At 56.2% G+C, this 24,442-nt stretch carries 22 protein-coding genes; 18 read left to right on the top strand and 4 right to left on the bottom strand.

Features of this window, described 5'->3' with window-relative positions:
* The first annotated feature begins 10 nt into the window (after window positions 1–10).
* Window positions 11–2,281 carry a 5-methyltetrahydropteroyltriglutamate--homocysteine S-methyltransferase gene (gene metE, locus ACK13D_RS19630; protein ID WP_341576547.1) on the top strand — a complete coding sequence of 757 codons (2,271 nt, stop codon included), beginning with the start codon at window positions 11–13 and terminating at the stop codon, window positions 2,279–2,281.
* A gap of 55 nt (window positions 2,282–2,336) precedes the next feature.
* Here the strand turns inward: metE and ACK13D_RS19625 are convergent, their stop codons facing one another.
* Entirely contained in the window at window positions 2,337–3,170 is an 834-nt protein-coding gene (locus tag ACK13D_RS19625; RefSeq protein ID WP_341576545.1) for a dienelactone hydrolase family protein, read from the bottom strand.
* Between the two features lie 303 nt (window positions 3,171–3,473).
* On the opposite strand from ACK13D_RS19625, the gene udp reads away from it, so the two are divergent.
* From udp to tatD, 10 genes are all read left to right on the top strand, one after another.
* On the top strand, window positions 3,474–4,235 hold the full coding sequence (gene udp, locus ACK13D_RS19620; protein WP_418796997.1) for a uridine phosphorylase: 762 nt from the start codon (window positions 3,474–3,476) through the stop codon (window positions 4,233–4,235).
* Between the two features lie 92 nt (window positions 4,236–4,327).
* Window positions 4,328–5,596 carry a tetratricopeptide repeat protein gene (locus ACK13D_RS19615; protein ID WP_061901871.1) on the top strand — a complete coding sequence of 423 codons (1,269 nt, stop codon included), beginning with the start codon at window positions 4,328–4,330 and terminating at the stop codon, window positions 5,594–5,596.
* Window positions 5,597–5,681: 85 nt separating this feature from the next.
* The gene (rmuC, locus tag ACK13D_RS19610; protein WP_010257260.1) at window positions 5,682–7,181 is read left to right on the top strand and encodes a DNA recombination protein RmuC; all 1,500 of its coding nucleotides are present in this window, start codon (window positions 5,682–5,684) and stop codon (window positions 7,179–7,181) included.
* A 75-nt stretch (window positions 7,182–7,256) separates the two neighbouring features.
* Entirely contained in the window at window positions 7,257–8,015 is a 759-nt protein-coding gene (gene ubiE, locus ACK13D_RS19605) for a bifunctional demethylmenaquinone methyltransferase/2-methoxy-6-polyprenyl-1,4-benzoquinol methylase UbiE (protein ID WP_008926452.1), read from the top strand.
* 11 nt (window positions 8,016–8,026) lie between these two features.
* Window positions 8,027–8,632 (top strand): ubiquinone biosynthesis protein UbiJ, encoded by a 606-nt coding sequence (gene ubiJ, locus ACK13D_RS19600; protein WP_033785768.1) that lies wholly within the window; start codon window positions 8,027–8,029, stop codon window positions 8,630–8,632.
* Window positions 8,629–10,266, top strand: coding sequence for a ubiquinone biosynthesis regulatory protein kinase UbiB (ubiB, locus tag ACK13D_RS19595; protein ID WP_010257248.1), 1,638 nt, complete (start codon window positions 8,629–8,631; stop codon window positions 10,264–10,266). Before ubiJ ends, ubiB begins: the two co-directional genes overlap by 4 nt.
* Window positions 10,267–10,375: 109 nt before the next feature.
* The gene (gene tatA, locus ACK13D_RS19590; protein WP_010257244.1) at window positions 10,376–10,630 is read left to right on the top strand and encodes a Sec-independent protein translocase subunit TatA; all 255 of its coding nucleotides are present in this window, start codon (window positions 10,376–10,378) and stop codon (window positions 10,628–10,630) included.
* Window positions 10,631–10,633: 3 nt separating this feature from the next.
* Complete coding sequence (tatB, locus tag ACK13D_RS19585; protein WP_346460544.1) at window positions 10,634–11,299, top strand: Sec-independent protein translocase protein TatB; 666 nt, start codon at window positions 10,634–10,636, stop codon at window positions 11,297–11,299.
* A complete protein-coding gene (tatC, locus tag ACK13D_RS19580) occupies window positions 11,299–12,057 on the top strand; it encodes a Sec-independent protein translocase subunit TatC (RefSeq protein WP_062759643.1) in 759 nt (252 codons plus the stop codon). Before tatB ends, tatC begins: the two co-directional genes overlap by 1 nt.
* 88 nt (window positions 12,058–12,145) lie before the next feature.
* A complete protein-coding gene (gene tatD, locus ACK13D_RS19575) occupies window positions 12,146–12,928 on the top strand; it encodes a 3'-5' ssDNA/RNA exonuclease TatD (protein ID WP_033785764.1) in 783 nt (260 codons plus the stop codon).
* On the opposite strand, the gene rfaH is transcribed toward tatD, so the two are convergent.
* Window positions 12,925–13,413, bottom strand: coding sequence for a transcription/translation regulatory transformer protein RfaH (rfaH, locus tag ACK13D_RS19570; RefSeq protein ID WP_010257230.1), 489 nt, complete (start codon window positions 13,411–13,413; stop codon window positions 12,925–12,927). The two genes, tatD and rfaH, sit on opposite strands and share 4 nt — an antisense overlap.
* A gap of 206 nt (window positions 13,414–13,619) precedes the next feature.
* On the opposite strand from rfaH, the gene pepE reads away from it, so the two are divergent.
* The 3 genes from pepE (at window position 13,620) to fre (ending at window position 16,653) form a co-directional block, all read left to right on the top strand.
* Complete coding sequence (gene pepE, locus ACK13D_RS19565; protein ID WP_022624874.1) at window positions 13,620–14,345, top strand: dipeptidase PepE; 726 nt, start codon at window positions 13,620–13,622, stop codon at window positions 14,343–14,345.
* 80 nt (window positions 14,346–14,425) lie between these two features.
* Window positions 14,426–15,910, top strand: a complete 1,485-nt coding sequence (gene ubiD / locus ACK13D_RS19560; RefSeq protein ID WP_010257222.1) for a 4-hydroxy-3-polyprenylbenzoate decarboxylase — start codon at window positions 14,426–14,428, stop codon at window positions 15,908–15,910.
* 41 nt (window positions 15,911–15,951) lie between these two features.
* Complete coding sequence (fre, locus tag ACK13D_RS19555; protein WP_010257219.1) at window positions 15,952–16,653, top strand: NAD(P)H-flavin reductase; 702 nt, start codon at window positions 15,952–15,954, stop codon at window positions 16,651–16,653.
* An 81-nt stretch (window positions 16,654–16,734) separates the two neighbouring features.
* Here fre and fadA read toward each other — a convergent pair whose 3' ends face one another.
* Both fadA and fadB read right to left on the bottom strand, forming a co-directional pair.
* Window positions 16,735–17,898: an acetyl-CoA C-acyltransferase FadA gene (fadA, locus tag ACK13D_RS19550; RefSeq protein WP_064690483.1), complete on the bottom strand. Its 1,164-nt coding sequence runs from the start codon at window positions 17,896–17,898 to the stop codon at window positions 16,735–16,737.
* Window positions 17,899–17,908: 10 nt separating this feature from the next.
* Window positions 17,909–20,092 carry a fatty acid oxidation complex subunit alpha FadB gene (gene fadB / locus ACK13D_RS19545; protein WP_418796996.1) on the bottom strand — a complete coding sequence of 728 codons (2,184 nt, stop codon included), beginning with the start codon at window positions 20,090–20,092 and terminating at the stop codon, window positions 17,909–17,911.
* Window positions 20,093–20,278: 186 nt separating this feature from the next.
* Between fadB and pepQ the strand changes: the two genes are divergently transcribed.
* The 4 genes from pepQ to hemG are packed head-to-tail and all read left to right on the top strand — an operon-like array spanning window position 20,279 to window position 24,265.
* Window positions 20,279–21,610, top strand: a complete 1,332-nt coding sequence (gene pepQ, locus ACK13D_RS19540) for a Xaa-Pro dipeptidase (RefSeq protein WP_010671687.1) — start codon at window positions 20,279–20,281, stop codon at window positions 21,608–21,610.
* Window positions 21,610–22,227 (top strand): IMPACT family protein, encoded by a 618-nt coding sequence (locus ACK13D_RS19535; protein WP_010257205.1) that lies wholly within the window; start codon window positions 21,610–21,612, stop codon window positions 22,225–22,227. The genes pepQ and ACK13D_RS19535 overlap by 1 nt, the downstream gene beginning before the upstream one ends.
* Before the next feature lie 32 nt (window positions 22,228–22,259).
* Complete coding sequence (gene trkH / locus ACK13D_RS19530) at window positions 22,260–23,711, top strand: Trk system potassium transporter TrkH (RefSeq protein ID WP_010257200.1); 1,452 nt, start codon at window positions 22,260–22,262, stop codon at window positions 23,709–23,711.
* A gap of 17 nt (window positions 23,712–23,728) precedes the next feature.
* A complete protein-coding gene (gene hemG / locus ACK13D_RS19525; protein ID WP_163850973.1) occupies window positions 23,729–24,265 on the top strand; it encodes a menaquinone-dependent protoporphyrinogen IX dehydrogenase in 537 nt (178 codons plus the stop codon).
* Window positions 24,266–24,442 lie beyond the last annotated feature (177 nt).

The following is a 24,442-nucleotide window of genomic DNA, read 5'->3' as shown; positions in this document are numbered from 1 at the left end:
AGAACAGCACATGACTATCCTGAACCATACCCTCGGCTTTCCCCGTATTGGCCTGCGCCGTGAACTGAAAAAAGCGCTGGAGAGCTACTGGGCTGGCGAAAGCACGCAGCAGGCATTACTGGCGACGGGCCGTGAGCTGCGTGCGCGACACTGGCAACAACAGAAAGAGGCGGGTGTCGATCTGCTGCCGGTCGGCGATTTCGCCTGGTATGACCATGTGCTGACCACCAGCCTGATGCTGGGTAACGTGCCCGCGCGTCATCAGAACAAAGCCGGCACAGTGGATCTCGACACCCTGTTCCGCCTGGGACGCGGTCGTGCGCCGACCGGCGAGCCTGCGGCGGCGGCAGAAATGACCAAATGGTTTAACACCAACTATCACTACATAGTGCCAGAATTTACCCAGGGTCAGACGTTTAAACTGACCTGGACCCAGCTGCTGGATGAGGTGGATGAGGCACTGGCGCAGGGACACAACATCAAGCCAGTGCTGCTGGGGCCGGTGACGTATCTGTGGCTGGGTAAAGTGAAGGGTGAGCCGTTTGAACGTCTGTCGCTGCTGGAGGGAATTCTGCCGGTCTATCAGCAGGTGCTGGCGGAACTGGCTAAGCGCGGCATCGAATGGGTACAGATTGATGAACCTGCTCTGGCACTGGAGCTGCCGCAGACGTGGCGCGAAGCCTTCCAGCCGGCGTATGACGCACTGCAGGGTCACAGCAAACTGCTGCTGACCACCTATTTTGACAGCATCGGCCAGAACATTGATGTGATTCGTTCGCTGCCGGTGCAGGGGCTGCATGTCGATCTGGTCCATGGTCGTGATGATATTCAGCAACTGAATCAGCAACTGCCCGCCAGCTGGCTGCTGTCGCTCGGCGTGATCAACGGACGCAACGTCTGGCGCGCCGATCTGAGCCGCTGGTTCAGCCGCTTGCAACCGCTGACCAGAGCGCGTGAACAGGTGTGGATCGGCTCCTCCTGCTCGCTGCTGCATAGCCCTATCGACCTGAGCGTCGAGACCCGTCTGGATGATGAAGTCAAAAGCTGGTTCGCCTTTGCGCTGCAGAAATGTGCCGAGCTATCACTGCTGAGTCAGGCACTCAACAACAACGATGCGACGGCGCTGGAAGCCTGGAGCGCACCGGTACACGCCCGCGCTCACTCCCGCCGCGTGCATAATGCGGGGGTGGGCCAGCGTCTGCAGGCCATTACCTCACAGCACAGTGAACGCCAGAGCGCTTATCCGGTGCGGGCTGTCCTGCAGCGTCAGCGTTTTAATCTGCCAGCCTGGCCTACCACCACCATCGGCTCTTTTCCGCAGACCACTGAAATTCGCGGCCTGCGCCTCGACTTTAAACAGGGCCGGCTCGACAGCAACCATTACCGCACCGGCATCGCGGAGCACATTAAGCAGGCGATTCTCGAACAGGAGCGGCTGGGGCTGGATGTGCTGGTTCACGGTGAAGCGGAACGTAACGACATGGTTGAGTACTTCGGCGAACATCTGGAGGGGTTTGTCTTCACACAGAATGGCTGGGTTCAGAGCTACGGTTCACGCTGTGTGAAACCGCCTGTCATCATCGGCGATGTCAGTCGTCCGGAGGCGATCACCGTTGAGTGGGCCAGATATGCCCAGTCGCTGACCAACAAGCCGGTAAAAGGGATGCTGACCGGTCCGGTAACCATCCTCTGCTGGTCATTCCCGCGTGAAGATGTGTCACGTGAAACCATCGCGAAACAGATCGCGCTGGCGCTGCGTGATGAAGTCGAAGACCTGGAGAATGCGGGCATCGGGATTATCCAGATTGATGAGCCTGCGCTGCGTGAAGGTCTGCCACTGCATCAGTCTGAATGGGCCGCCTACCTGAACTGGGCGGTGGAGGCCTTCCGACTGAATGCGGCGGTGGCGCGGGATGAAACCCAGATTCACACCCATATGTGTTACTGCGAGTTCAACGACATCATGGACGCTATCGCGGCGCTGGATGCCGATGTGATCACCATCGAAACCTCGCGATCTGACATGGACCTGCTGGAGGCGTTTGAAAACTTCGACTACCCGAATGAAATCGGCCCCGGCGTCTACGACATCCATTCGCCTAACGTCCCCAGCGTGGAGTGGATAGAAGCACTGTTGCTTAAGGCGGCGAAACGTATTCCGGAAGCGCGTCTGTGGGTGAACCCGGACTGCGGTTTGAAAACACGGGGCTGGACGGAAACGCGTCAGGCGCTGGCGAACATGGTGACGGCAGCGAAGAAATTGCGTGGAGAAACGGCGTAGGGAATCGGGTCTGGTGGACGAAAAAATCAGGGGCGCATAAGCGCCCCTTTTTCATTTACTGCGATGCAACACCATACTGCCTGAACCAGGCCAGCATCCGCTGCCAGCCATCATTGGCAGATTCAGCATGGTAGCTTGCACGATAGTCAGCATTAAAGGCATGGCCCGCTTCGGGATAGACGATGATCTCTGCGGTTGCATTGGCGGCATGCAGTGCCTGACGCATCTGCTCGACGCTCTCCAGCGGGATACCCTCATCCTGGCCACCATACAAACCTAATACCGGCGCATTCAGATCGACCGCAATATCAATAGGATGCCTCTGCTGCTTCAGCGTGCGCTCACCGGTCAGTCGTCCATACCACGCCACGGCGGCGCGCAGTTGCGGGTTATGCGCGGCGTAGAGCCAGCTAATGCGACCACCCCAGCAAAAACCGGTGATGCCCATGCGACGAATATCGCCGCCGTTGCGTGCGGCCCAGTTAGCGGCATGATCGAGATCGGCCAGCACCTGGCTGTCAGGCACTTTGCTGACCAGCTCGCTGAACAGCGTCGGGATATCGTTATACTCAGCGGGATCGCCCTCGCGGAAATAGAGCTCAGGCGCAATCGCCAGATAGCCTTCCAGCGCCAGACGGCGGCAGATATCCCGGATGTGTTCATGCACACCAAAGATCTCCTGCACGACCAGCACGACAGGCCACGGGCCTTCCGCTGACTGGGGTTTTGCAAAGAATGCCGGCATGTTTTCGCCCTGGCTGGGCACTGAGGTTTCACCCGCGTGAATCGCCGGGCTGTCGGTAATGATGGTGGTGGAGGCGGTGGGCTGCACGGCAGGGGCAAAGCCGCCCGTCGCCGGTTTTTGTGCCATATTATCACTGGGTTTCATTATTCTCTCCGTGCAAGCATTTGCGCAATCACGTAACTATAGCCTGGCCGGAAAGCGTATGCGCCAGGTGTTGGGTCACAGAATCAGCAGCGAATAAAATCATCCTCCTCTTTAACATTGCGCTGACCCTGACACAGCCCCACTGAGAGCTATCCGCACCCGGAAGATGCTATTGTGTGATTGCTGTCACAATTTATCTTTCGGGAAATGTAACTTTCATTTTCTTAAGTGAATGTTGTCACATATTTATTGGGCGTGCTGGCGTAGAGTGGCGCGCTACCTTCCCTTAACAGGAGTCTGAAAATGACACAGTCTGACGTTTTCCATCTTGGCCTGACCAAAGCCGATCTGCAGGGCGCCACCCTGGCGATTGTGCCGGGCGATCCGGAGCGCGTGAAGAAAATTGCCGGACTGATGGAAGATGCCACGCATCTCGCCTCACACCGTGAATTTACCTCCTGGCTGGCAAAAATTGATGGTAAGCCGGTCGTGGTCTGCTCAACCGGCATTGGCGGTCCGTCTACCTCGATTGCGGTCGAAGAGCTGGCACAGCTTGGCGTACGTACCTTCCTGCGTGTCGGTACCACGGGCGCTATCCAGCCGCATATCAATGTCGGCGATGTGCTGGTGACCACTGCGTCTGTTCGCCTGGACGGGGCCAGCCTGCATTTTGCGCCGATGGAGTTCCCGGCAGTGGCTGATTTCGCCTGCACCACCGCGCTGGTTGCCGCCGCAGAAGCTTGTGGCGCGAAAACGCATATCGGCATCACCGCCTCTTCTGACACCTTCTATCCGGGTCAGGAGCGCTACGACACCGTCTCGGGCCGCGTAGTCAGTCGCTTCAGGGGATCGATGAAAGAGTGGCAGGATATGGGCGTTCTCAACTATGAGATGGAATCCTCTACACTGTTAACCATGTGCGCCAGCCAGGGTCTGCGAGCCGGCATGGTGGCGGGCGTGATTGTGAACCGCACTCAGAAAGAGATCCCGGATGCGGTCACCATGAAACAGACAGAAAGTGACGCAGTGAAGATTGTGGTCGAAGCGGCGCGTCGCTTACTATAACGACCGCGTCTGGCAGCAGGTTTTTTGTCCAGACTCAAAACCTGCTGCCGGTAGTTAACGGCGCGTAATATCAGTGAAACCTGAGAGTTTTTATGCGCAATACTATTCCCGTCCGACGTCCTGCCCCTGGTGCTAATCCGGCCGCACTCAAAGCCATGCTGGAACGCAGTGCCGAACGTTTCCGTGCCGCCATGCAACAGGGCGACTATGCGCTGGCCGCTCAATGCTGTGAAGAGGTATTGCGCACGATGCCCAATCAGATGCAGGTGCTGAGCGACTACGCGCTCTGCCTGCTGCGTCTGGGTCAGTACAATAAATCGTACAAAATCTACCAGAAGATTTATCAGTCACCGCCCGCTGTACAGGCTACCGCCTCTGAAACCTGGCTGGATGGCCTGACCGAAGTGTGTGGCTGGCTGGATAAAAAGGACGAGGTGGCGCGTCATGGGCTGGCCTCGCTGATGCGCTCTGATGCGCGTTTCAGTCAGGGGCAGCGCGCCGCGTTTCCCGCTCCGCAACCGGAGCCTGTCGATCTCACTCATCCGCACCAGAATGTCATCGCTTTCTGCCTCTATGGCGATCAGCCGCGCTACTGTGAAACCTTAATCAAAAACGTTGAAGTGGCGCCTGAGCTCTATCCCGGCTGGGTCTGCCGCATCTATCTCGATGACAGCGTGCCGCAGCATGTCTGGCAGCGCCTTGACCAGCCGCACGTCCAGCTGATCGATATGTCTCACGAGAAAACGCTGTTTCCGACCCTGTGGCGTTTCCTGGTAATGGACGATCCGGGCGTGAAGCGTTTTATCGTGCGTGATGCCGACTCGCTGCTCTCGGAGCGCGAAGCGGCAGCGGTAAACGCCTGGCTGGCGTCGCCTTACTGGTTCCACCATATGCGTGACTACTTCTCCCATACTGAGCTGCTGCTGGCAGGGATGTGGGGCGGCTGTCACGGCGTATTCCGGGATGTGGAACAGGCGATGCGCGATTTCATTGCGCAGTATCAGGGCAGCCAGCGCTTCACCGATCAATATTTCCTCAAGGTGGCGTTGTGGCCGACGGTGCGTGAAAGCCTCCTGAGCCACGATGAGTTGTTTCATTTTCATCAGGCCCAGCCGTGGCCTGACCATGCCCCCGTGCGCTGGCAGACGCCGCATTTCCATGTGGGCAGCAATGCCGGTTTTGCCAGTATGACCGGCAAATCCAGCGCCGCTGAGGGAAGCAGACAGCGCGTCGCGATCACCTCGGGCGGGACAACCTGGCACTATCTGGCGCAGGTTAAAAAGGGTGAGTGGCTATTGCCCATGCCGTTTTTCCTGATTGATGAGTGGCAGGCTGGCAAGCTCACGGTGGCGGCGCTGTAAGGCGCTGAATCCTGCTAAAATTATCTGGACATTCATACAGTGCGACTCTACCTTTCCCTCAGCAGCCTGAGTCGCGGGGGAAATCATGGATCAGCACATCATTATCAGCGCCTGTCTGGCGCTTGCCGGGTTAGGGATTGGCTGGATGCTGGCACAGTTACGTGCCGGCCATCAGGTCGCCAGTTTCCAGACCGAGCGCCGTCTGCAGGAAGAGGCGCAACAGCGTCAGCAGCAGCAAATCGAACAGCTTCAGCAGCAGACGCAGCAGCGTGAGCAGGAGCTTCGTCAGCTGCACGGCGCGCTGAGCGGCGCCAATGAGCGACTGCAACAGCTTGATTACTGGCGTAATGAAAGTGAGCAGCTTAATCGTGAACTGCGCAATCAGCTGGAGGTCAACAGCGCACAGGAAGCGGAGCTGCGTGAGGTGACCATTCGCCTTGAAGAGACCCGTTTCGCCGCAGAAGAGAAACAGCGCCTGCTGACCAACAGCGAACAACGCCTTAGCGCCCAGTTTGAAAACCTCGCCAACCGTATTTTCGAAAACAGCGGCCGTCGCGTCGATGAACAGAACCGGCAAAGTCTGGACGGGCTGATTGGTCCGTTGCGTGAACAGCTTGATGGCTTCCGTCGTCAGGTTCATGAAAGCTTTGGCGCAGAAGCGCGTGAGCGACATACCCTGACCCATGAAATCCGGCAGTTACAGCAGCTGAATGCGCAGATGGCGCAGGAGGCGCTTAACCTGACCAAAGCGCTGAAGGGCGATAATAAAATCCAGGGTAACTGGGGTGAAGTGGTGCTGAGCCGGGTACTGGAAGCTTCCGGACTGCGTGAAGGCTACGAATATGAAACCCAGGTGAGCATTCAGTCAGAACAGCAGGGCAGGATGCAGCCGGATGTGATTGTGCGCCTGCCGCAGGGCAAAGATGTGGTGGTGGACGCCAAAATGACGCTGGTGGCCTATGAGCGCTACTTCAATGCAGATGATGAGATCGAACGAGAGCAGGCTATTCAGGAACATGTCGCTGCCATGCGGGCGCACATCCGCCTGCTGGGACGAAAAGATTATCAACAATTGCCCGGCTTACGATCGCTGGATTATGTGCTGATGTTTATCCCGGTGGAGCCCGCCTTTTTGCTGGCCATTGACCGCCAGCCTGAGCTGATTGGTGAGGCGCTGCAGCAGAACATCATGCTGGTCAGCCCCACCACGCTGCTGGTGGCGTTGCGTACCATTAATAATCTGTGGCGCTATGAGCATCAGAGCCGCAATGCACAGCGTATTGCCGATCGGGCAACGCGGCTCTATGACAAGATGCGGCTGTTTGTCGATGACATGAGCGGCATTGGTCACAGCCTGGATAAAGCACAGAACAGCTATCGCGAGGCGATGAAAAAGCTGTCGGAAGGGCGCGGCAATCTGATTGCGCAGACTGAAGGATTTCGAGCGCTGGGCGTGGAGATCAAACGACCAATCAATCCTCAGCTGGCCGAACGTGCCATGCCGGAAAACCGGGCGGCTGATGATGCAGATGATGACAGTGATGCGGATGAGAGTGAGATGCATGTGAGGCGCCTCCACGAATAGTATGGGCGCAGCGTGCCTGACTTCCGTGACTCTGATACACTTCGGGAAGTATTGTTTGTGGAGCAGGTAAAACCGATGGCAGATGAATCACAGCAGGAAACTACCCATTTTGGCTTTCAGACGGTCGCCAAAAGCGAAAAAGCTGACAAAGTCGCGGACGTGTTTCACTCCGTAGCGGCAAAATATGACCTGATGAACGATTTGATGTCGTTTGGCGTCCATCGTATCTGGAAGCGTTTTACCATTGACAGCAGCGGCGTACGTCGCGGTCAGCGCGTGTTGGATCTGGCGGGGGGTACCGGCGATCTGACGGCTAAATTTTCTCGCCTGGTGGGCGAAACGGGTCAGGTTGTACTGGCCGATATCAACAGTTCCATGCTGAAGATGGGCCGCGAAAAGCTGCGCAATCAGGGCGTGGTCGGCAACGTGAGTTACGTACAGGCCAATGCCGAAGCCCTGCCTTTCCCCGATAACTATTTCGACTGCATTACCATCTCTTTTGGCCTGCGTAACGTTACGGAAAAAGAGAAGGCGCTGGCCTCTATGTTCCGGGTACTCAAGCCGGGCGGACGCCTGCTGGTGCTGGAGTTCTCTAAACCCGTTCTGGATCCGCTGAGCAAAGCGTATGACGCCTACTCGTTCCACATTCTGCCGCGTATCGGACAGCTGGTGGCGCAGGATGCAGAGAGCTATCGCTATCTGGCCGAATCGATCCGCATGCATCCCGATCAGGAGACCCTGAAAGCGATGATGAACGATGTCGGTTTTGAAAATACCACTTACTCCAATATGACCGGCGGCATTGTGGCGCTGCATCGTGGATTTAAGTTCTGAGTGAGATGGTAATGAACCTGACGCCCTTGATTACCGCGGGCCTGGAAACGGCGCTGAACCGTATTCTCTATCGCGATCGTGGCCTGAAACCGGCGCGGCAACGCCTGAATGGCAAAGTGCTGACGCTGCGCCTGAATGAGCTCTCTCATCCGCTGGTGCTGGTCTTCAGTGAACAGCAGGTCGATGTGTTAGCTGACTGGCAGGATCGCAGTGACTGCACGGTGATCACCTCGCTGAAAACCCTGCCGAAGCTGCGCGATCGCCAGCAGCTGACGCCGCTGATCCGTAGCGGTGAACTGCAGGTTGAAGGTGACCTGCAGGTGGTGCAGCAGTTCTCTGCGCTGATGGATCTGGCTGAGCTGGATCCGGCAGAATATCTGGCTCCCTGGGTCGGCGATATCGCCGCACAGGGGATCAGCCAGCGCTCACAACAGGCATTACGCTTTTTCAAAGGTGAAGTGCAGCGTCGCCAGGATTATCTCGGACAGGCCATAACCGAAGAGTGGCGTGTTGCGCCTGGCTCGCTGGAATTAGCCTGGTTTTCTGAGGAGGTCGACGCGATGGAACGTTCGCTTGAGGCGCTTGATGCGCGTCTGGCGCAGCTGGAGGCAAAATGAGTTTTGGAGAGATCCGCCGCTTATATCTGATCATGAAGGTGTTTCTGACCTATGGCCTTGATGAACTGATTCCTCAGACACGCCTCACTTTCCTGTTTCGCCTGTGGCGTCGCTCTGTTTTCTGGATCCCTAATCTGCATCAGCATGAACCGATCGGCGCACGTATGCGCATGGCGATGGAGCAGCTGGGTCCGGTCTGGATCAAGTTTGGCCAGATGCTGTCGACCCGTCGTGATCTCTTCCCGCCGCTGATTGCCGATCAACTGGCGATCCTGCAGGACCGTGTTGCGCCGTTCGATGGCGTCAAAGCCAAAGCGCAGATTGAAGCTTCAATGGGCGCGCCGATTGAAACCTGGTTTGATGATTTTGATATCAAGCCACTGGCTTCGGCATCCATTGCGCAGGTGCACACCGCCACGCTGAAATCAACTGGCAAGAAAGTGGTGATCAAAGTGATTCGCCCCGATATTTTGCCGGTGATTCGGGCGGACATGAAGCTGATCTATCGCCTGGCCCGCTGGGTCCCGCGCCTGTTGCCGGATGGCCGTCGTCTGCGTCCGGTCGAAGTGGTGCGCGATTATGAGAAAACCCTGCTTGATGAGCTGAATCTGTTACGTGAAGCGGCCAACGCCATTCAGTTGCGCCGGAATTTTGAAGATAGCCGCATGCTCTATGTGCCGGAAGTCTATTCCGACTACTGCAGCGAAACCATGATGGTGATGGAGCGCATCTACGGCATTCCGATTTCAGATGTTGCCACGCTGGAGCGTCATGGCGTTAATATGAAGCTGCTGGCAGAACGTGGCGTGCAGGTCTTCTTCACCCAGGTCTTCCGCGACAGCTTCTTCCATGCGGATATGCATCCTGGCAATATTTTTGTCAGCTATGAACATCCGGAAGATCCACAATATATCGGCATCGACTGCGGTATCGTGGGTTCACTGAACAAAGAAGATAAGCGCTATCTGGCTGAAAACTTTATCGCCTTCTTCAACCGTGACTACCGTAAGGTCGCGGAGTTGCACGTTGACTCAGGCTGGGTGCCGCCCGATACCAACGTAGAAGATTTCGAGTTTGCGATTCGTACGGTCTGCGAGCCGATTTTTGAAAAACCGCTGGCTGAAATCTCCTTCGGGCATGTGCTGCTGAACCTGTTCAACACCGCACGCCGCTTTAATATGGAAGTGCAGCCGCAGCTGGTCCTGCTGCAAAAAACGCTGCTCTATGTTGAAGGCATCGGCCGTCAGCTCTATCCGCAGCTCGACCTGTGGAAGACAGCCAAGCCCTTCCTGGAAGAGTGGATCAAAGATCAGGTGGGATTACCGGCTATTATCCGTGCGGTAAAAGAGAAAGCGCCATTCTGGGCTGAGAAGCTCCCTGAGCTGCCGGAGCTGTTTTACGACAGCATGCGCCAGCACAAACTTTTAAGGCACAGCGTCGATAAATTAGTGGGCGATATGAATGCGCAGCGCGTCCGGCACCATCAGGCGCGTTACCTGTTCGGCGTCGGTGCAACGTTGCTGTTAAGCGGAACGGCTGTGCTGCTCACCCGACCGGATTGGGACTTTTTCCCGGCGGTTTTGATGGCCGCAGGAATTGTCTCCTGGTTAATCGGCTGGCGTAAGACAAACTGATTGTCACGTCCGTCTAAAAAAAGGTAATGTCGCTGGCTCAGGCCCGGTTGAAAAGGGCACTCTGTGGTGCATTACCTCATCGTTTTCACAGAATATTAGAGGCTATCTCATGGGCGGTATCAGTATCTGGCAATTGTTAATCATTGCCGTGATTGTTGTACTTCTGTTCGGTACCAACAAATTACGTAATCTGGGTTCAGATTTGGGTTCTTCGATTCGTGGCTTCAAAAAAGCCATGGGTGACGAGGACGACAAAAAGGATCAACCGAAAGAGCAGGACGCTGACTTCGCTGCCAAAACGCTGGCGGACAAACAGCAAACTTCGGCTAACAAAGAAGAAGCCAAGAACGACAAGCAGGTGTAAACCGTGTTTGATATTGGTTTTAGTGAACTGGTATTGGTGTTCGTGATCGGGCTGATTGTACTCGGCCCGCAACGTTTACCGGTTGCGGTGAAAACCGTGGTCGGCTGGATCAGGGCGATTCGTTCGCTGGCAGCCAATGTACAACATGAACTGGCGCAGGAGCTCAAGCTGCAGGAGTTGCAGGAGAGCCTGAAAAAGGTGGAAGAAGCGGGCCGTGGCACGCTCTCACCCGAGCTGAAAGAGTCGATGGAAGAGCTGCGTAAAACTGCGGATTCAATGAAACGCTCGGTCAGTCAGAGCATCGACATTGAAAAAGAGGAAGACGAGGCAAACACCATCCATTCGCCTCAGCACAGGCCCGCGCCTGCTCCGGCTGAGCCTTCGGCGACACCGGCTACAGCAGAACATCAGGCCAGTGCCCCGGCACAGACACCGTCTGCGGTTTCAGACTCAGGCCCGGCGGTGCAGCCCTCTGCCGCACCTTCTGCCGTCGCCAATGCTCCGGCACCGGCTTCTTCAGCGGTTTCATCAGGTCCGGCGGCGCAATCCTCTGCCGCACCAACCGCTGTGGCCAGCGCACCGGCACAGGCACCCACTGGCGACGTCGCCAGGCCGGCCGATCCTGCGCGTCAGTCCGCTACCCCCTCTTCTGCAAGTGATGAACGATAATGGCCGTTGAAGATACCCAACCGCTCATCAGTCATCTGATTGAGCTGCGTAAGCGACTACTGAACTGCATCATCGCCGTATTAGGGATTTTCCTGGTGCTGGTTTATTTCGCCAACGACATCTACCAGCTGGTTGCGGCACCGCTAATCAGCCAGATGCCGGTGGGCTCCAGCATGATCGCGACCGATGTGGCCTCACCGTTTTTCACCCCGATTAAGCTGACCATTATAGTGTCGGTGTTTCTTGCGGTGCCGGTGATCCTCTATCAGGTCTGGGCATTTGTCGCCCCGGCGCTTTACCGTCATGAGCGCAGGTTGGTTATGCCGCTGCTGTTTTCCAGCACCTTCCTTTTCTACTTCGGCGTGGCCTTTGCCTATTTCGTGGTCTTCCCGCTGGCATTTGGTTTTTTCACCAAGACAGCGCCGATCGGCGTGACTGTAGCAACGGATATCTCCAAATACCTCGATTTTGTCATGACGCTGTTTATGGCATTTGGCGTGGCGTTTGAAGTGCCGGTGGCGATTGTGTTGCTGTGCTGGACCGGTATCACCAGCCCGGAAGAGTTGAAGAAGAAACGTCCCTATATTCTGGTGGGCGCCTTCGTGGTCGGGATGTTGCTCACACCGCCGGATGTTTTTTCCCAAACTTTGCTCGCTATTCCGATGTACTGCCTGTTTGAAGTCGGCGTATTCTTTTCCCGTTACTATGTGGGTAAAGGCCGCCGGTTACAGGATGAAGAAGAGAATACCGACTCCTGATGCGGACAGCTTTACCCGCACTGGCGGGAAGCGATCAATCCAAACCGCCCTGATGGGCGGTTTTTGTTTATAAACTGTGGGAAAAATTATGTTTGATATCGGTGTAAACCTGACCAGCACGCAATTCGCCTCCGACCGGCAAAAGGTGGTTAAACGCGCGCGTGATGCGGGCGTCACCGGCATGCTTATTACCGGCACTAACGCGCTGGAGAGCCAGCAGGCTCAGCGATTGGCTGAGGATCAACCGGGCTTCTGTTGGTCTACCGCGGGCGTCCATCCTCATCATGCCAGCGAATGGTCAACGGAAATTGCCAGCACCCTGCGTCGCCTGGCTGAAAAACCGGAAGTGGTTGCCATCGGTGAATGCGGACTCGATTTCAATCGCAACCTGTCGGCTCATGAGCAGCAGGAGTATGCGTTTGATGCGCAGCTGGCTCTGGCGGCAGAACTCAATATGCCGGTCTTTCTGCACTGCCGCGAAGCCCATACGCGTTTCGCCGCAGTGCTGGCGCCCTGGCTGCCAAAACTGCCTGGCGCGGTGATCCACTGCTTTACCGGCACGCGTGACGAACTGGAAGCCTGTCTGGGCATGGGATTATCGGTAGGGATTACGGGCTGGGTATGCGATGAGCGCCGTGGTCTGGAGTTGCGCGAGCTGCTGCCACTGATTCCGGCCGATCGCCTGCTGCTGGAAACGGATGCCCCATATCTGCTGCCGCGCGACATGCGTCCACGCCCGACTTCGCGCCGTAATGAACCCTGCTTTTTACCGCATATTGTGCACCAGGTGGCGACATGGCGTGGTGAGAGTGCTGAGGAACTGGCGACCCGCATCGACCATAATGCGCGGACGTTATTCAGACTGGCTTAAATCTTGCGGAACTGCTTGTTGTCGACGCTGCGCATTACCTGCTTGTTCAGCAAATTAAGCAACAGAATTGAGCGCGTTTCACCATCCGGCTCGGCAAAGATAGCGCGCAGCCCTTCAAACGTCCCGTCGGTGATGACCACTTCATCACCGCTTTGCGGCGTTTCAGGGTCAAGCAGGATTTGCGGGACGTCTGTTTCCAGCGCTTCAATAACGGCTGAAGGCACTGTCGCGGGCGTCGTGCCAAAGCGCACGAAGTGGCTGACGCCACGGGTGCTGCTGATCGTCGTGGTGTGAATGGCTTCTGGATCAAACTCGATAAACAGATAATTCGGGAACAGTGGCTCACTCACGGTGGTGCGTTTACCGCGCACGATCTTTTCCAGAGCGATCATCGGGCTGAGGCAATGCACTTCCTGCCGCTCCAGATGCTCCTTCGCGCGCAGTAGCTGTCCACGTTTGCAATAGAGTAAGTACCAGGATTCCATAACTGCTCCCATTGAATGGACGCTAAGAATAGCAAACCTGCTGCCAGAGTTATAGCGCAGGGGCAGGGTAAAGCGTCCCGCAAAGAAAATAAACTGAGACTTTTCTTAAGATGCCCGATGGCAGTAGAAAAGGTGACTGAAAATTGACGTCTGCTATTGCTCTGTATCAGACTCAATGTCCATCACATCTGCAAAAGGATCCTCTGATGGAACTCTTTCTGTTGAGCAACGGCAAGCTGGCGGATGATGCGCCGCTGCTGGGCTATGCGCAGCCGCAGCTGCACGCCATGATCGCCCGACGCGCTATCCGCTCGGCGGTACTGATCCCCTATGCGATTATTCGTGGCGATCAGCAGCAACGCGCCGCCGAACTCAGTGCCTCACTGGGCATTCAGGTTGAGCGGGTTCAGGCATTCGCCTCACCGGCTGAAGCGATTGCGCAGGCAGAGCTGATTTTAGTCAGCGGCGGCAACACGTGGTTCCTGAATCAGATGCTGCATGAGCAGGGTCTGATCGGGGCGATTCAGCGCGCGGTGCGGGAGCGGCAGGTACCTTATGTCGGCTGGAGCGCAGGCTGCAACGTGGCGACGCCCTCAATCCGTACCACGAACGATATGCCGGTGCGCAGCAGCGTGGTGCTGCCTGCGCTGGGACTCTTTCCGGTGCAGATTAATCCCCACTATCTGGATGCCAGCGTCAGCAGTCATATGGGCGAAACCCGTGACGAACGGCTGGCAGAGTTCTGTGCAGTTAATCCGACTGAGTCGGTGATTGCACTGCGTGAAGGCAGTTTTCTGCACGTTCACGACAATCAGCTGCGCTATCACAGCGTGCGAAACGAAGATTTTAAACTGTTTCGCCACGGCGAGCCGATTCAGGGGTATCACGATGCCCGCGCGTTACAACCGCTGGTTCCCTTTCAGTGCGTATGACGCTGCCATATAAACCTCAGCATAACCGCTTAATCAGACCTATAATGGCCGATTCACTCTGGCCGGAAAGCTAAAGCCGCATGAAATATCACGATTTAAGAGACTTTCTCGCGCTGCTCGAACAGCGCGGTGAGCTAAAGCGCATTACCCAGTCGATCGATCCTGAACTGGAAATGACCGAAATCGCCGACCGCACTCTGCGTGCCGGTGGCCCGGCTCTGCTGTTTGAAAACCCGAAAGGGTACGACATGCCGGTGCTGTGCAATCTGTTCGGCACACCAAAGCGTGTGGCAATGGGCATGGGCCAGGAAGAGGTCAGCGCACTGCGTGAAGTGGGTAAACTGCTGGCCTTCCTGAAAGAGCCGGAGCCGCCAAAAGGCTTCCGCGATCTGTTCGATAAGATGCCGCAGTTTAAGCAGGTCCTGAACATGCCGACCAAACGCCTGCGCAATGCACCTTGTCAGGAAGAGGTGTTCAGCGGCGATGAAGTCGATCTGACGCGGATTCCGGTGATGAAGTGCTGGCCGGGCGATGCGGCCCCGCTGATTACGTGGGGGCTGACCGTGACGCGCGGCCCGCACAAAGAGCGGCAGAATCTCGGTATCTACCGGCAGCAGGTGATCGGCAAAAATCGGCTGATCATGCGCTGGCTGTCGCACCGTGGCGGTGCGCTCGATTATCTGGAGTGGACGAAAGCGCATCCGGGTGAGCGTTTTCCGGTCTCGGTGGCGCTGGGTGCCGATCCTGCCACTATCCTTGGGGCCGTAACGCCGGTGCCTGATACGCTGTCAGAATATGCGTTTGCCGGTTTACTGCGCGGCAATAAAACCGAAGTAGTGAAATGCCTCTCGAACGATCTCGAAGTTCCCGCCAGCGCGGAAATCGTGCTGGAAGGGTATATCGAAGCGGGCGATATGGCGCCGGAAGGACCTTACGGCGACCACACCGGCTACTACAATGAAGTAGATAGCTTCCCGGTGTTTACCGTTACGCATATTACGCAGCGCCATAAGCCTATCTATCACTCTACCTATACCGGCCGTCCGCCAGATGAACCTGCGGTGCTGGGTGTGGCGCTGAATGAAGTGCTGGTGCCGATTCTGGTGAAGCAGTTCCCGGAGATCGTGGACTTCTATCTGCCGCCAGAAGGATGTTCATACCGGCTGGCGGTCGTGACGATTAAAAAGCAGTACGCGGGGCATGCCAAACGTGTCATGTTTGGCGTCTGGTCGTTTCTGCGGCAGTTCATGTACACCAAATTTGTTATTGTGTGTGACGATGACGTTAATGCGCGTGACTGGAACGACGTGATCTGGGCGATCACTACGCGTATGGATCCGGCCCGCGATACGGTATTAGTGGAAAATACCCCAATCGATTATCTCGATTTCGCTTCGCCCGTTTCCGGGCTGGGATCGAAGATGGGGATGGATGCGACCAATAAGTGGCCAGGTGAAACGCAGCGCGAATGGGGTACACCTATCGTCAAAGATCCTGCGGTCACCGCGCGCATTGATGCTATCTGGGATGAGCTAGGTATTTTTGATCAGCCGCCACAGCGTTGATGGCGAGCACAACCATAAAGACGACCCGACAGAGGGAACGCATGACAACGTTAAGCTGTAAAGTAACTTCGGTTGAGGCGATTACCGACACGGTCTATCGCGTTCGCCTGATCCCTGAAGCGGAATTCAGTTTTCGCGCGGGACAGTATCTGATGGTGGTGATGGACGAGCGTGACAAGCGTCCGTTCTCACTGGCCTCAACGCCGATGGAAAAAGATATCATTGAGCTGCATATCGGCGCGTCCGATCTGAACCTCTATGCCATGGCCGTCATGGATCGCATCCGTAACGATCGCCAGATTACGGTTGATATGCCGCACGGCGATGCCTGGCTGCGTGAAGAGAGCAGCAAGCCGCTGATTCTGATTGCAGGCGGCACCGGTTTCTCCTATGCCCGTTCGATTCTGCTCACTGCACTGGCGGAACAGCCAGAGCGCGATATCGCCATTTACTGGGGCGGACGTGAGCTCAAGCATCTGTACGATCTGGAAGAGCTGGATGCGCTGGCGGTGAAGCACCCGAATCTGAAGGTGATCCCGGTTGTCGAGCAACCTGAAGCGGGCTGGCAGGGCCGTTCAGGCACGGTACTGACGGCAGTAATGCAGGATTTCAGTACGCTGAGCGAGCATGAGATCTACATCGCCGGACGTTTTGAGATGGCGAAGATTGCCCGCGATCGTTTCTGTGCCGAGCGTGGCGCGGTGGAGTCACAGATGTACGGCGATGCGTTTGCCTTTATCTGATTCCCTGTAGCAGCCTGTAGCAGACAGAAAAAACCCGCCGATTTACTGGCGGGTAAATCTGACAAAGTAAGACTCAACGTATTACAGACGCTCGAATACGGTCGCAATGCCCTGACCCAGTCCGATACACATGGTGGCGAGGCCAAAACGGGCGTCGCGTCGCTCCATAATATTCAGCAACGTTGTGCTGATGCGTGCGCCGGAGCAGCCCAGCGGATGGCCTAACGCAATCGCGCCGCCATTCAGATTGACCTTATCATCTATCCGTTCCAGCAAACCTAAGTCCTTGATGCAGGGCAGCGTCTGCGCGGCAAAGGCTTCGTTCAGCTCAAACACATCGATATCACTGACGCTCAGTCCCGCCCGTTTCAATGCCAGTTTGCTGGCCGGTACCGGTCCATAGCCCATTATCGAAGGATCACAGCCCACCACCGCCATGCTGCGGATGCGCGCGCGCGGTGTCAGCCCCAGCTCACGGGCGCGTGATTCACTCATGACCAGCATGGCGGCCGCGCCATCTGACAACGCCGACGATGTACCCGCCGTGACGGTGCCGTTAACCGGATCGAAGGCGGGTTTGAGTGCCGCCAGTCCTTCGGCGCTGGTCTCCTCGCGAATCACCTCATCGAAGTCATAGCGTTTAAGAATGCCGTCGCTGTCGTGACCATAGGTGGCGACAATCTCTGTTGCAAAGTCCCCACGCTGGGTGGCCTGCCATGCCCGCTGGTGTGAACGCAGGGCAAATGCATCCTGCTGCTCACGGCTGATATGATGCATTCGCGCCAGCATTTCAGCCGTTAAGCCCATCATGCCTGCTGCTTTTGCCACAGTACGGCCCAGACCGGGATGAAAGTCGACGCCGTGATTCATCGGCACATGTCCCATATGCTCCACGCCACCGATCAGACAGCACTGCGCATCGCCGACCATAATGGCGCGGGCCGCATCATGCAGCGCCTGCATTGAAGAGCCACACAGTCGGTTGACGGTGGTGGCCGGCACTGAATGCGGGATTTCGGCCAGTAGCGCGGCGTTACGCGCGATATTAAATCCCTGCTCCAGCGTCTGCTGTACGCAGCCCCAGACGATATCGTCCAGTGATGTCGGGTTCACCGCCGGGTTGCGGCTCAGGAGTTCGCGCATCAGGTGCGCAGAGAGATCTTCAGCGCGCACGTGACGAAAGGCGCCGCCTTTTGAACGTCCCATTGGCGTGCGCACCGCATCAATAATCACCACATTTTCCATCTTTTTGCCCTCAGGCGCTTTTCAGCGCGGCTTCATCAATCGGTTTGGCGGCGGGATACCAGCTTTCATGCTGATGGGCTTTCTGCACCAGCAGCGCAGGCAGGGCATATAAGCCTCCGAGCGCGCTATAACGCCGGGCCTGATCCACCACGTTGCTGTTGCCCAGGGTATCGAGATAGCGGAAAGCGCCGCCACGGAAAGGCGGGAAGCCGAGACCATAGACCAGCGCCATATCCGCTTCCGCTGGCGAGGCAATAATCTTCTCTTCCAGGCAGCGCACTACTTCATTCAGCATTGGCAGCATCATACGATTCAGGATCTCTTCGTCGCTGAAGACCCGCTTAGGCTGGCAGACCTGCTCCAGCAGCGTATCCACTTCGGTATCAGCCACTTTTATCAGCTTGCCCTTTTTATCTTCTTCCCAGCGCCAGAAGCCTTTGCCATTTTTCTGGCCAAAACGACCGGCATCAAACAGCAGATCGATCGCATCACGATAGTCATGCTTCATACGATCCGGGAAACCGTCAGCCATGACGCTTTGCGCGTGGTGCGCGGTATCGATGCCGACCACATCCAGCAGCCATGATGGGCCCATCGGCCAGCCAAACTGTTTTTCCATCACTTTATCAATCTGACGGAAATCGGCGCCGTCGCGCAGCAGCAGGCTGAAAGCGGCGAAGTAAGGGAACAGCACCCGGTTAACAAAGAAGCCCGGACAGTCATTCACTACGATCGGGGTTTTGCCCATTTTGCTGGCCCAGGCCACCACTTTGCTCAGGGTCGCTTCACTGGTTTTCTCGCCACGAACCACCTCTACCAGCGGCATACGCGGTACCGGATTGAAGAAGTGCATGCCGCAGAAGTTTTCCGGACGCTGCAGCGCCTGCGCCAGCTGGCTGATGGGAATGGTCGAGGTATTGGAGGCCAGAATCGCATCTTCACGCAGATGCTGTTCGGTTTCCGCCAGCACTTTTGCCTTGATCAGCGGATTCTCTACCACCGCTTCAACCACCACATCAGCCTGTTCAAAACCGGCGTAATCCAGCGTGGGCTGGATAGTGGCGATCACACTGGCGAGTTTGTTGCCGTCGATTTTGCCGCGTTCCAGCAGCTTATTGAGCAGCTTGCTGGCTTCGTTCATCCCCAGCGTTAACGCCTGTGGATTAATATCTTTCATTCTGACCGGCACGCCTTTCCACGCAGACTGGTAGCTGATGCCGCCACCCATGATGCCTGCGCCCAGTACCGCTGCATGAGCGGGTGCGCCGCTTTCGCTGCCGCGCTTTTTCGCCAGACCTTTCACATACTGGTCGTTGAGGAAGATGCCGACCAGCGCGCGTGCTTCATCAGACTGGGCCAGCGGCACAAACGCTGCGGTTTCAAGTTTCAGCGCGTCATCGCGGCCAAGGCTGGCTGCGGCTTCAATAGTTTTTACCGCCATCAGCGGAGCGGGATAATGCTTGCCTGCGGTTTGCAGCACCATGGCTTTCGCGATAGTGAAACTCATGGCCGCTTCAATCGGGCTGAGTTTCAGCGGAGCCAGCTTAGGGGCCCGGCGGGCGCGCCAGCTGCCATCAGTGGCAGCGGCTTTGAGCATGGTGATTCCCGCCTCACGCAGTTTCTCGCGAGACACCACCGCATCGACCAGACCGAGTTTAAGAGCGGCATTGCCATCGACATCTTTTCCCGCCGCAATAATTTCCAGCGCACTGTCGGCGCCCAGCAGGCGCGGCAATCGCACGCTGCCGCCAAATCCCGGCATGATGCCGAGTTTGGTTTCCGGCAGGCCAATACGGGCGTCCGCAGTAGCGATACGCAGATCGGTTGCCAGTACGCATTCACATCCGCCGCCCAGTGCATAGCCGTCAATGGCGGCCAGAGTCGGTACCGGCAAATCTTCCAGACGATTGAAGATGCTGTTGGCGTAACTCAGCCACTGGCTCAGTTTTTCGGTGGGTGCATCAAACAGTGAAAGGAACTCGGTGATATCTGCCCCTACAATAAAGGCAGGTTTAGCGGAGCTCAGCAGCAGGCCGCGCAGTTCTGGCTGCTGTTCCAGCACAGCTATTGCCTCGCCCAGGCTGGCGACAGTTTGCGTATCGAGCTTGTTGACCGAGCCCGTAGCGTCAAAAACCAGCTCGGCGATGCCATCGTCCAGCCAGTGAAGAGTAAGGTTAGCGCCTTGGTAGAGCATGTGCGTCTCCTGAAACCGCGAAAGGTGATCTGGTCATACCAGATGATCGTGAGTGTGGGAGCGATGTTAATTTTTTGCAAACTGGTCTTTGCTTATTTGCTAACAAGATCACAGCTGCGCCGACTTCGGCATCTGCGCAAGGGGTATGCTAAACTGCGGCCATTTCGCGACACTGGAGAGACGTCAATGGATTCACTGAAGACCTTGTATCACGCGCACATCGCCACGTTGCAACAACGGGCGCAGCAGGTGCTGGCACGCAATAAACTGGATGCGATGTTGATCCATTCCGGTGAGTTGTTGACGGTGTTTCTGGATGATCACACTTATCCGTTTAAGGTGAATCCGCAGTTCAAGGCCTGGGTGCCGGTGACGCAGGTGCCCAACTGCTGGCTCTGGATTGATGGGGTGAACAAACCGAAACTGTGGTTCTACTCTCCGGTGGATTACTGGCATAACGTTGAACCGTTGCCGGATAGCTTCTGGACCGGGGATGTCGACGTTATCGGCCTGAAAAATGCGGATGAGATAGCGCAGTTGCTGCCTGCACAGCGTGATAACGTCGCCTATATCGGCCCGGTTAACGCGCGTGCATCTCAGCTCGGCATCGCCTCTGGCAATATTAATCCCAAAGCGGTAATCGACTTCCTGCACTTCCATCGCAGCATCAAAACTGATTATGAACTCGCCTGTCTGCGCCAGGCGCAGAAGCTGGCGGTTGCCGGTCATCGCGCGGCTAAAGAGGCGTTCTCGGCGGGCTTAAGCGAGTTCGATATCAATCAGGCGTATCTGACCGCTACCGGTCATCGCGACACCGATGTACCTTACGGCAATATCATTGCGCTGAATGAGCACGCTGCGGTGCTGCACTACACCCGGCTGGATCATCAGCCACCGGCGAAACGCCATAGCTTTTTGATTGATGCGGGTGCCGAGTATCTTGGCTATGCCGCTGATTTGACCCGCAGCTATGCGGCGCAGAGCAGTTCGCTCTATGCCAGAATGGTTGAGGCGATGAACACTGAAGAGCTGGCCCTGATAGCCACGCTGAAACCGGGCGTACGCTACACCGATTACCACCTTCAGATGCATCAGCGTATTGCGAAGATGTTGCTGAAGTTTGAGCTGGTTCAGGGAATCAGCGAAGAAGCGCTGGTGGCTGAAGATCTGACCGGTCCGTTTATGCCACATGGCCTGGGGCATCCGCTGGGTCTGCAGGTCCATGACGTTGCCGGTTTTATGCAGGATGAGCAGGGCACCCATCTCGCCGCGCCAGCGCAATATCCTTATCTTCGCTGCACCCGCGTGCTGCAACCGGGCATGGTATTAACCATTGAGCCGGGCTTCTATATTATTGATTCGTTACTCAAGCCGCTGCGTGAAGGCCGTTTCAGTCAGCACTTTAACTGGCAGGCCATTGATGCGCTTCGGCCTTATGGCGGGATTCGTATCGAGGATAACGTGGTGATCCATGCGCATCGCGTTGAGAACATGACCCGCGATCTGCATCTGGCCTGATGGAGGCCTTTGATATTCCCGCTGTGCCAGTAAGCAGCAGTGAGGAGACAATCAAAAAGAGTCGCTTCATTACGCTACTGGCGCACACCGAGGGTGCAGAGGCGGCGCGCGCGTTTGTCCAGCAGGTTAAAAGCGAGCATCCCACTGCCCGGCATCACTGCTGGGCCTGGGTAGCGGGCGCGCCGAATGATTCTCAGCAACTCGGTTTCTCTGATGATGGTGAACCTTCGGGTACGGCAGGGAAACCGATGCTGGCGCAACTGATGGGCGCGGATATTGGCGAGATTACCGCTGTGGTGGTGCGTTATTACGGTGGCATCATGCTGGGAACCGGCGGCTTAGTGAAAGCGTATGGTGGTGGCGTCCAGCAGGGGCTTAAGCAGTTGCCAAGGCAGCGCAAAGTGCCGATGAAGCTGTTCACTTTGCAATGTGACTATGCGCAGCTCAGTGATATTGAACGGCTGGTACAGCGTTTTGAAGGTAAGGTGACCGACAGCCAGTTTCAGGATCGTATTGCATTGACGCTGGCTGTACCTTACGGACAGATCGACGGGTTCAAAAAAAATTTGTCAGACTTTAGTCGGGGCGCGTTATCGCTGATCCCGCTCACACCATGATGTTCATCTCTTTTATTTAAAGGAACGGCTGAATGCACTTTCGCGCCATTACCCGCATAGTCGGTCTGCTGGTGATCCTCTTTTCAGTGACGATGATTTTGCCCGGCCTGGTCGCCTTAATTTATCGCGATGGCGCAGGGCGGGCGTTTAGCCAGACCTTTATGATGGCGCTGGTGATCGGCTCGCTGCTGTGGTGGCCGAATCGCAAAAAGAAAACCGAACTCAAACCGCGGGAAGGGTTTCTGATTGTGGTCCTGTTCTGGACGGTGCTGGGCAGCGTAGGGGCGATGCCCTTTATCTTTGCCGAACAGCCGCATCTTTCGGTGACGGATGCGTTCTTTGAATCTTTCTCTGGCCTGACAACCACCGGTGCCACCACGCTGGTGGGGCTGGACTCGTTGCCTAAGGCGATTCTCTTCTATCGGCAGATGCTGCAGTGGCTGGGCGGTATGGGGATCATCGTATTAGCCGTGGCGATACTGCCGATTCTGGGCGTCGGGGGCATGCAGCTCTATCGCGCTGAAATGCCGGGGCCGCTGAAAGATAATAAAATGCGACCGCGTATCGCCGAGACGGCTAAAACACTCTGGCTGATCTACGTCCTGCTGACGATAGCCTGTGCGCTGGCATTGTGGCTGGCGGGAATGCCAGCGTTTGATGCTATTGGCCACAGTTTCTCGACTATCGCCATTGGCGGCTTCTCAACCCATGATGCCAGTATCGGCTATTTTAACAGTGGCACCATCAATACCATCGTGGCGGTGTTTCTGCTGATCTCCGGCTGCAACTACGGCCTGCACTTTGCCATGTTAAGCGGACGCAATCTGCGTGTGTACTGGCGCGACCCTGAGTTCCGCATGTTTATTGGCGTTCAGCTGACGCTGGTGTTGATCTGTACCCTGGTGCTCTGGTTCCATAATGTCTATGAAAGTGGCTGGCAGACGCTGAACCAGGCCTTTTTCCAGGTGGTCTCCATGGCGACGACGGCGGGATTCACGACCGACAGCATCGCACGCTGGCCATTGTTCCTGCCGGTACTGCTGTTGTGCTCCGCCTTTATCGGCGGCTGTGCCGGTTCAACCGGCGGTGGTCTGAAGGTGATTCGCATACTGCTGTTATGCAAGCAGGGTAACCGTGAGCTTAAGCGTCTGGTTCACCCCAATGCGGTCTACACCATTAAGCTGGGCAACCGGGCGCTGCCGGAACGTATCCTTGAAGCTGTATGGGGATTCTTCTCGGCTTATGCGCTGGTGTTCCTGATCAGCATGCTGGCGATCATCGCTACCGGTGTTGATGACTTCTCGGCTTTTGCTGCCGTTGCCGCGACGCTCAATAACCTCGGCCCTGGCTTAGGGGTCGTAGCTGATAACTTCACTTCAATGAATGACGTGGCGAAATGGATTCTTATTTCCACCATGTTGTTCGGGCGTCTCGAGGTATTCACCTTGCTGGTGCTGTTCACGCCTACTTTCTGGCGTGAATAATTAATAAGGATGCTGACATGAAAGCGCTGATTCTCTATTCCACTCGCGACGGACAAACCAGGAAGATTGCCTCTTCTATTGCTGATGTGATCCGTCAGCAGCAGCAGCAGTGTGATGTACTGAACATTCAGGATGCCACTCTGCCTGACTGGGCACAGTATGATCGCGTGTTAATTGGCGCATCTATCCGCTATGGCCATTTTCAGCCGGTCGTTGATAAGTTCGTTAAACAACACCTTCATGAGTTGCAGCAGCGTACCAGCGGTTTCTTTTCGGTGAACCTGACGGCGCGCAAACCTGAGAAGCGCTCTCCTGAAACCAATGCCTATACGCAGAAGTTCCTGGCACACTCGCCGTGGCAGCCTGATTGCTGTGCCGTGTTCGCAGGCGCGCTCTATTATCCGCGCTATCGCTGGTTCGATCGCGTCATGATTCAGTTGATTATGCGCATGACCGGTGGTGAGACAGATTCGACGAAAGAAGTGGAGTATACGGACTGGCAGCAGGTAAGCACTTTTGCCAATGATTTTGCACAGTTACCAGGCAAATCGTAGCGAAATAGCGCGATTTGATGAAAATTACTGCGAACGATAATCTTTTCGTAATAAACACTTGTCAGCCCGCGCGAACTCCCTATAATGCGCCTCCATCGACACGGAACACCGGCAACGGAAAACGGGTTGAGAGGCACAGGAGACTGCGCCGCCGGAGAAAAACTTCTGAGAAAGAGG

Origin of the sequence: Pantoea sp. K16 (assembly GCF_048452805.1) — a bacterium.
Taxonomy (GTDB): Bacteria; Pseudomonadota; Gammaproteobacteria; order Enterobacterales; family Enterobacteriaceae; genus Pantoea; species Pantoea agglomerans.
Note: the sequence above shows the minus strand (reverse complement) of the source record. Positions and strands in the feature narration are given on the sequence as shown.

Coding starts and splice junctions, on each gene's coding strand:
- pepQ (WP_010671687.1), top strand. CDS start 20,279: ATGGATTCACTGAAGACCTTGTATCACGCGCACATCGCCACGTTGCAA.
- fadA (WP_064690483.1), bottom strand. CDS start 17,898: ATGGAAAATGTGGTGATTATTGATGCGGTGCGCACGCCAATGGGACGT.
- tatC (WP_062759643.1), top strand. CDS start 11,299: ATGGCCGTTGAAGATACCCAACCGCTCATCAGTCATCTGATTGAGCTG.
- ACK13D_RS19615 (WP_061901871.1), top strand. CDS start 4,328: ATGCGCAATACTATTCCCGTCCGACGTCCTGCCCCTGGTGCTAATCCG.
- udp (WP_418796997.1), top strand. CDS start 3,474: ATGACACAGTCTGACGTTTTCCATCTTGGCCTGACCAAAGCCGATCTG.
- fadB (WP_418796996.1), bottom strand. CDS start 20,092: ATGCTCTACCAAGGCGCTAACCTTACTCTTCACTGGCTGGACGATGGC.
- ACK13D_RS19535 (WP_010257205.1), top strand. CDS start 21,610: ATGGAGGCCTTTGATATTCCCGCTGTGCCAGTAAGCAGCAGTGAGGAG.
- fre (WP_010257219.1), top strand. CDS start 15,952: ATGACAACGTTAAGCTGTAAAGTAACTTCGGTTGAGGCGATTACCGAC.
- ACK13D_RS19625 (WP_341576545.1), bottom strand. CDS start 3,170: ATGAAACCCAGTGATAATATGGCACAAAAACCGGCGACGGGCGGCTTT.
- hemG (WP_163850973.1), top strand. CDS start 23,729: ATGAAAGCGCTGATTCTCTATTCCACTCGCGACGGACAAACCAGGAAG.
- ubiB (WP_010257248.1), top strand. CDS start 8,629: ATGAGTTTTGGAGAGATCCGCCGCTTATATCTGATCATGAAGGTGTTT.
- ubiD (WP_010257222.1), top strand. CDS start 14,426: ATGAAATATCACGATTTAAGAGACTTTCTCGCGCTGCTCGAACAGCGC.
- tatD (WP_033785764.1), top strand. CDS start 12,146: ATGTTTGATATCGGTGTAAACCTGACCAGCACGCAATTCGCCTCCGAC.
- ubiJ (WP_033785768.1), top strand. CDS start 8,027: ATGAACCTGACGCCCTTGATTACCGCGGGCCTGGAAACGGCGCTGAAC.
- trkH (WP_010257200.1), top strand. CDS start 22,260: ATGCACTTTCGCGCCATTACCCGCATAGTCGGTCTGCTGGTGATCCTC.
- tatA (WP_010257244.1), top strand. CDS start 10,376: ATGGGCGGTATCAGTATCTGGCAATTGTTAATCATTGCCGTGATTGTT.
- rfaH (WP_010257230.1), bottom strand. CDS start 13,413: ATGGAATCCTGGTACTTACTCTATTGCAAACGTGGACAGCTACTGCGC.
- rmuC (WP_010257260.1), top strand. CDS start 5,682: ATGGATCAGCACATCATTATCAGCGCCTGTCTGGCGCTTGCCGGGTTA.
- ubiE (WP_008926452.1), top strand. CDS start 7,257: ATGGCAGATGAATCACAGCAGGAAACTACCCATTTTGGCTTTCAGACG.
- pepE (WP_022624874.1), top strand. CDS start 13,620: ATGGAACTCTTTCTGTTGAGCAACGGCAAGCTGGCGGATGATGCGCCG.
- metE (WP_341576547.1), top strand. CDS start 11: ATGACTATCCTGAACCATACCCTCGGCTTTCCCCGTATTGGCCTGCGC.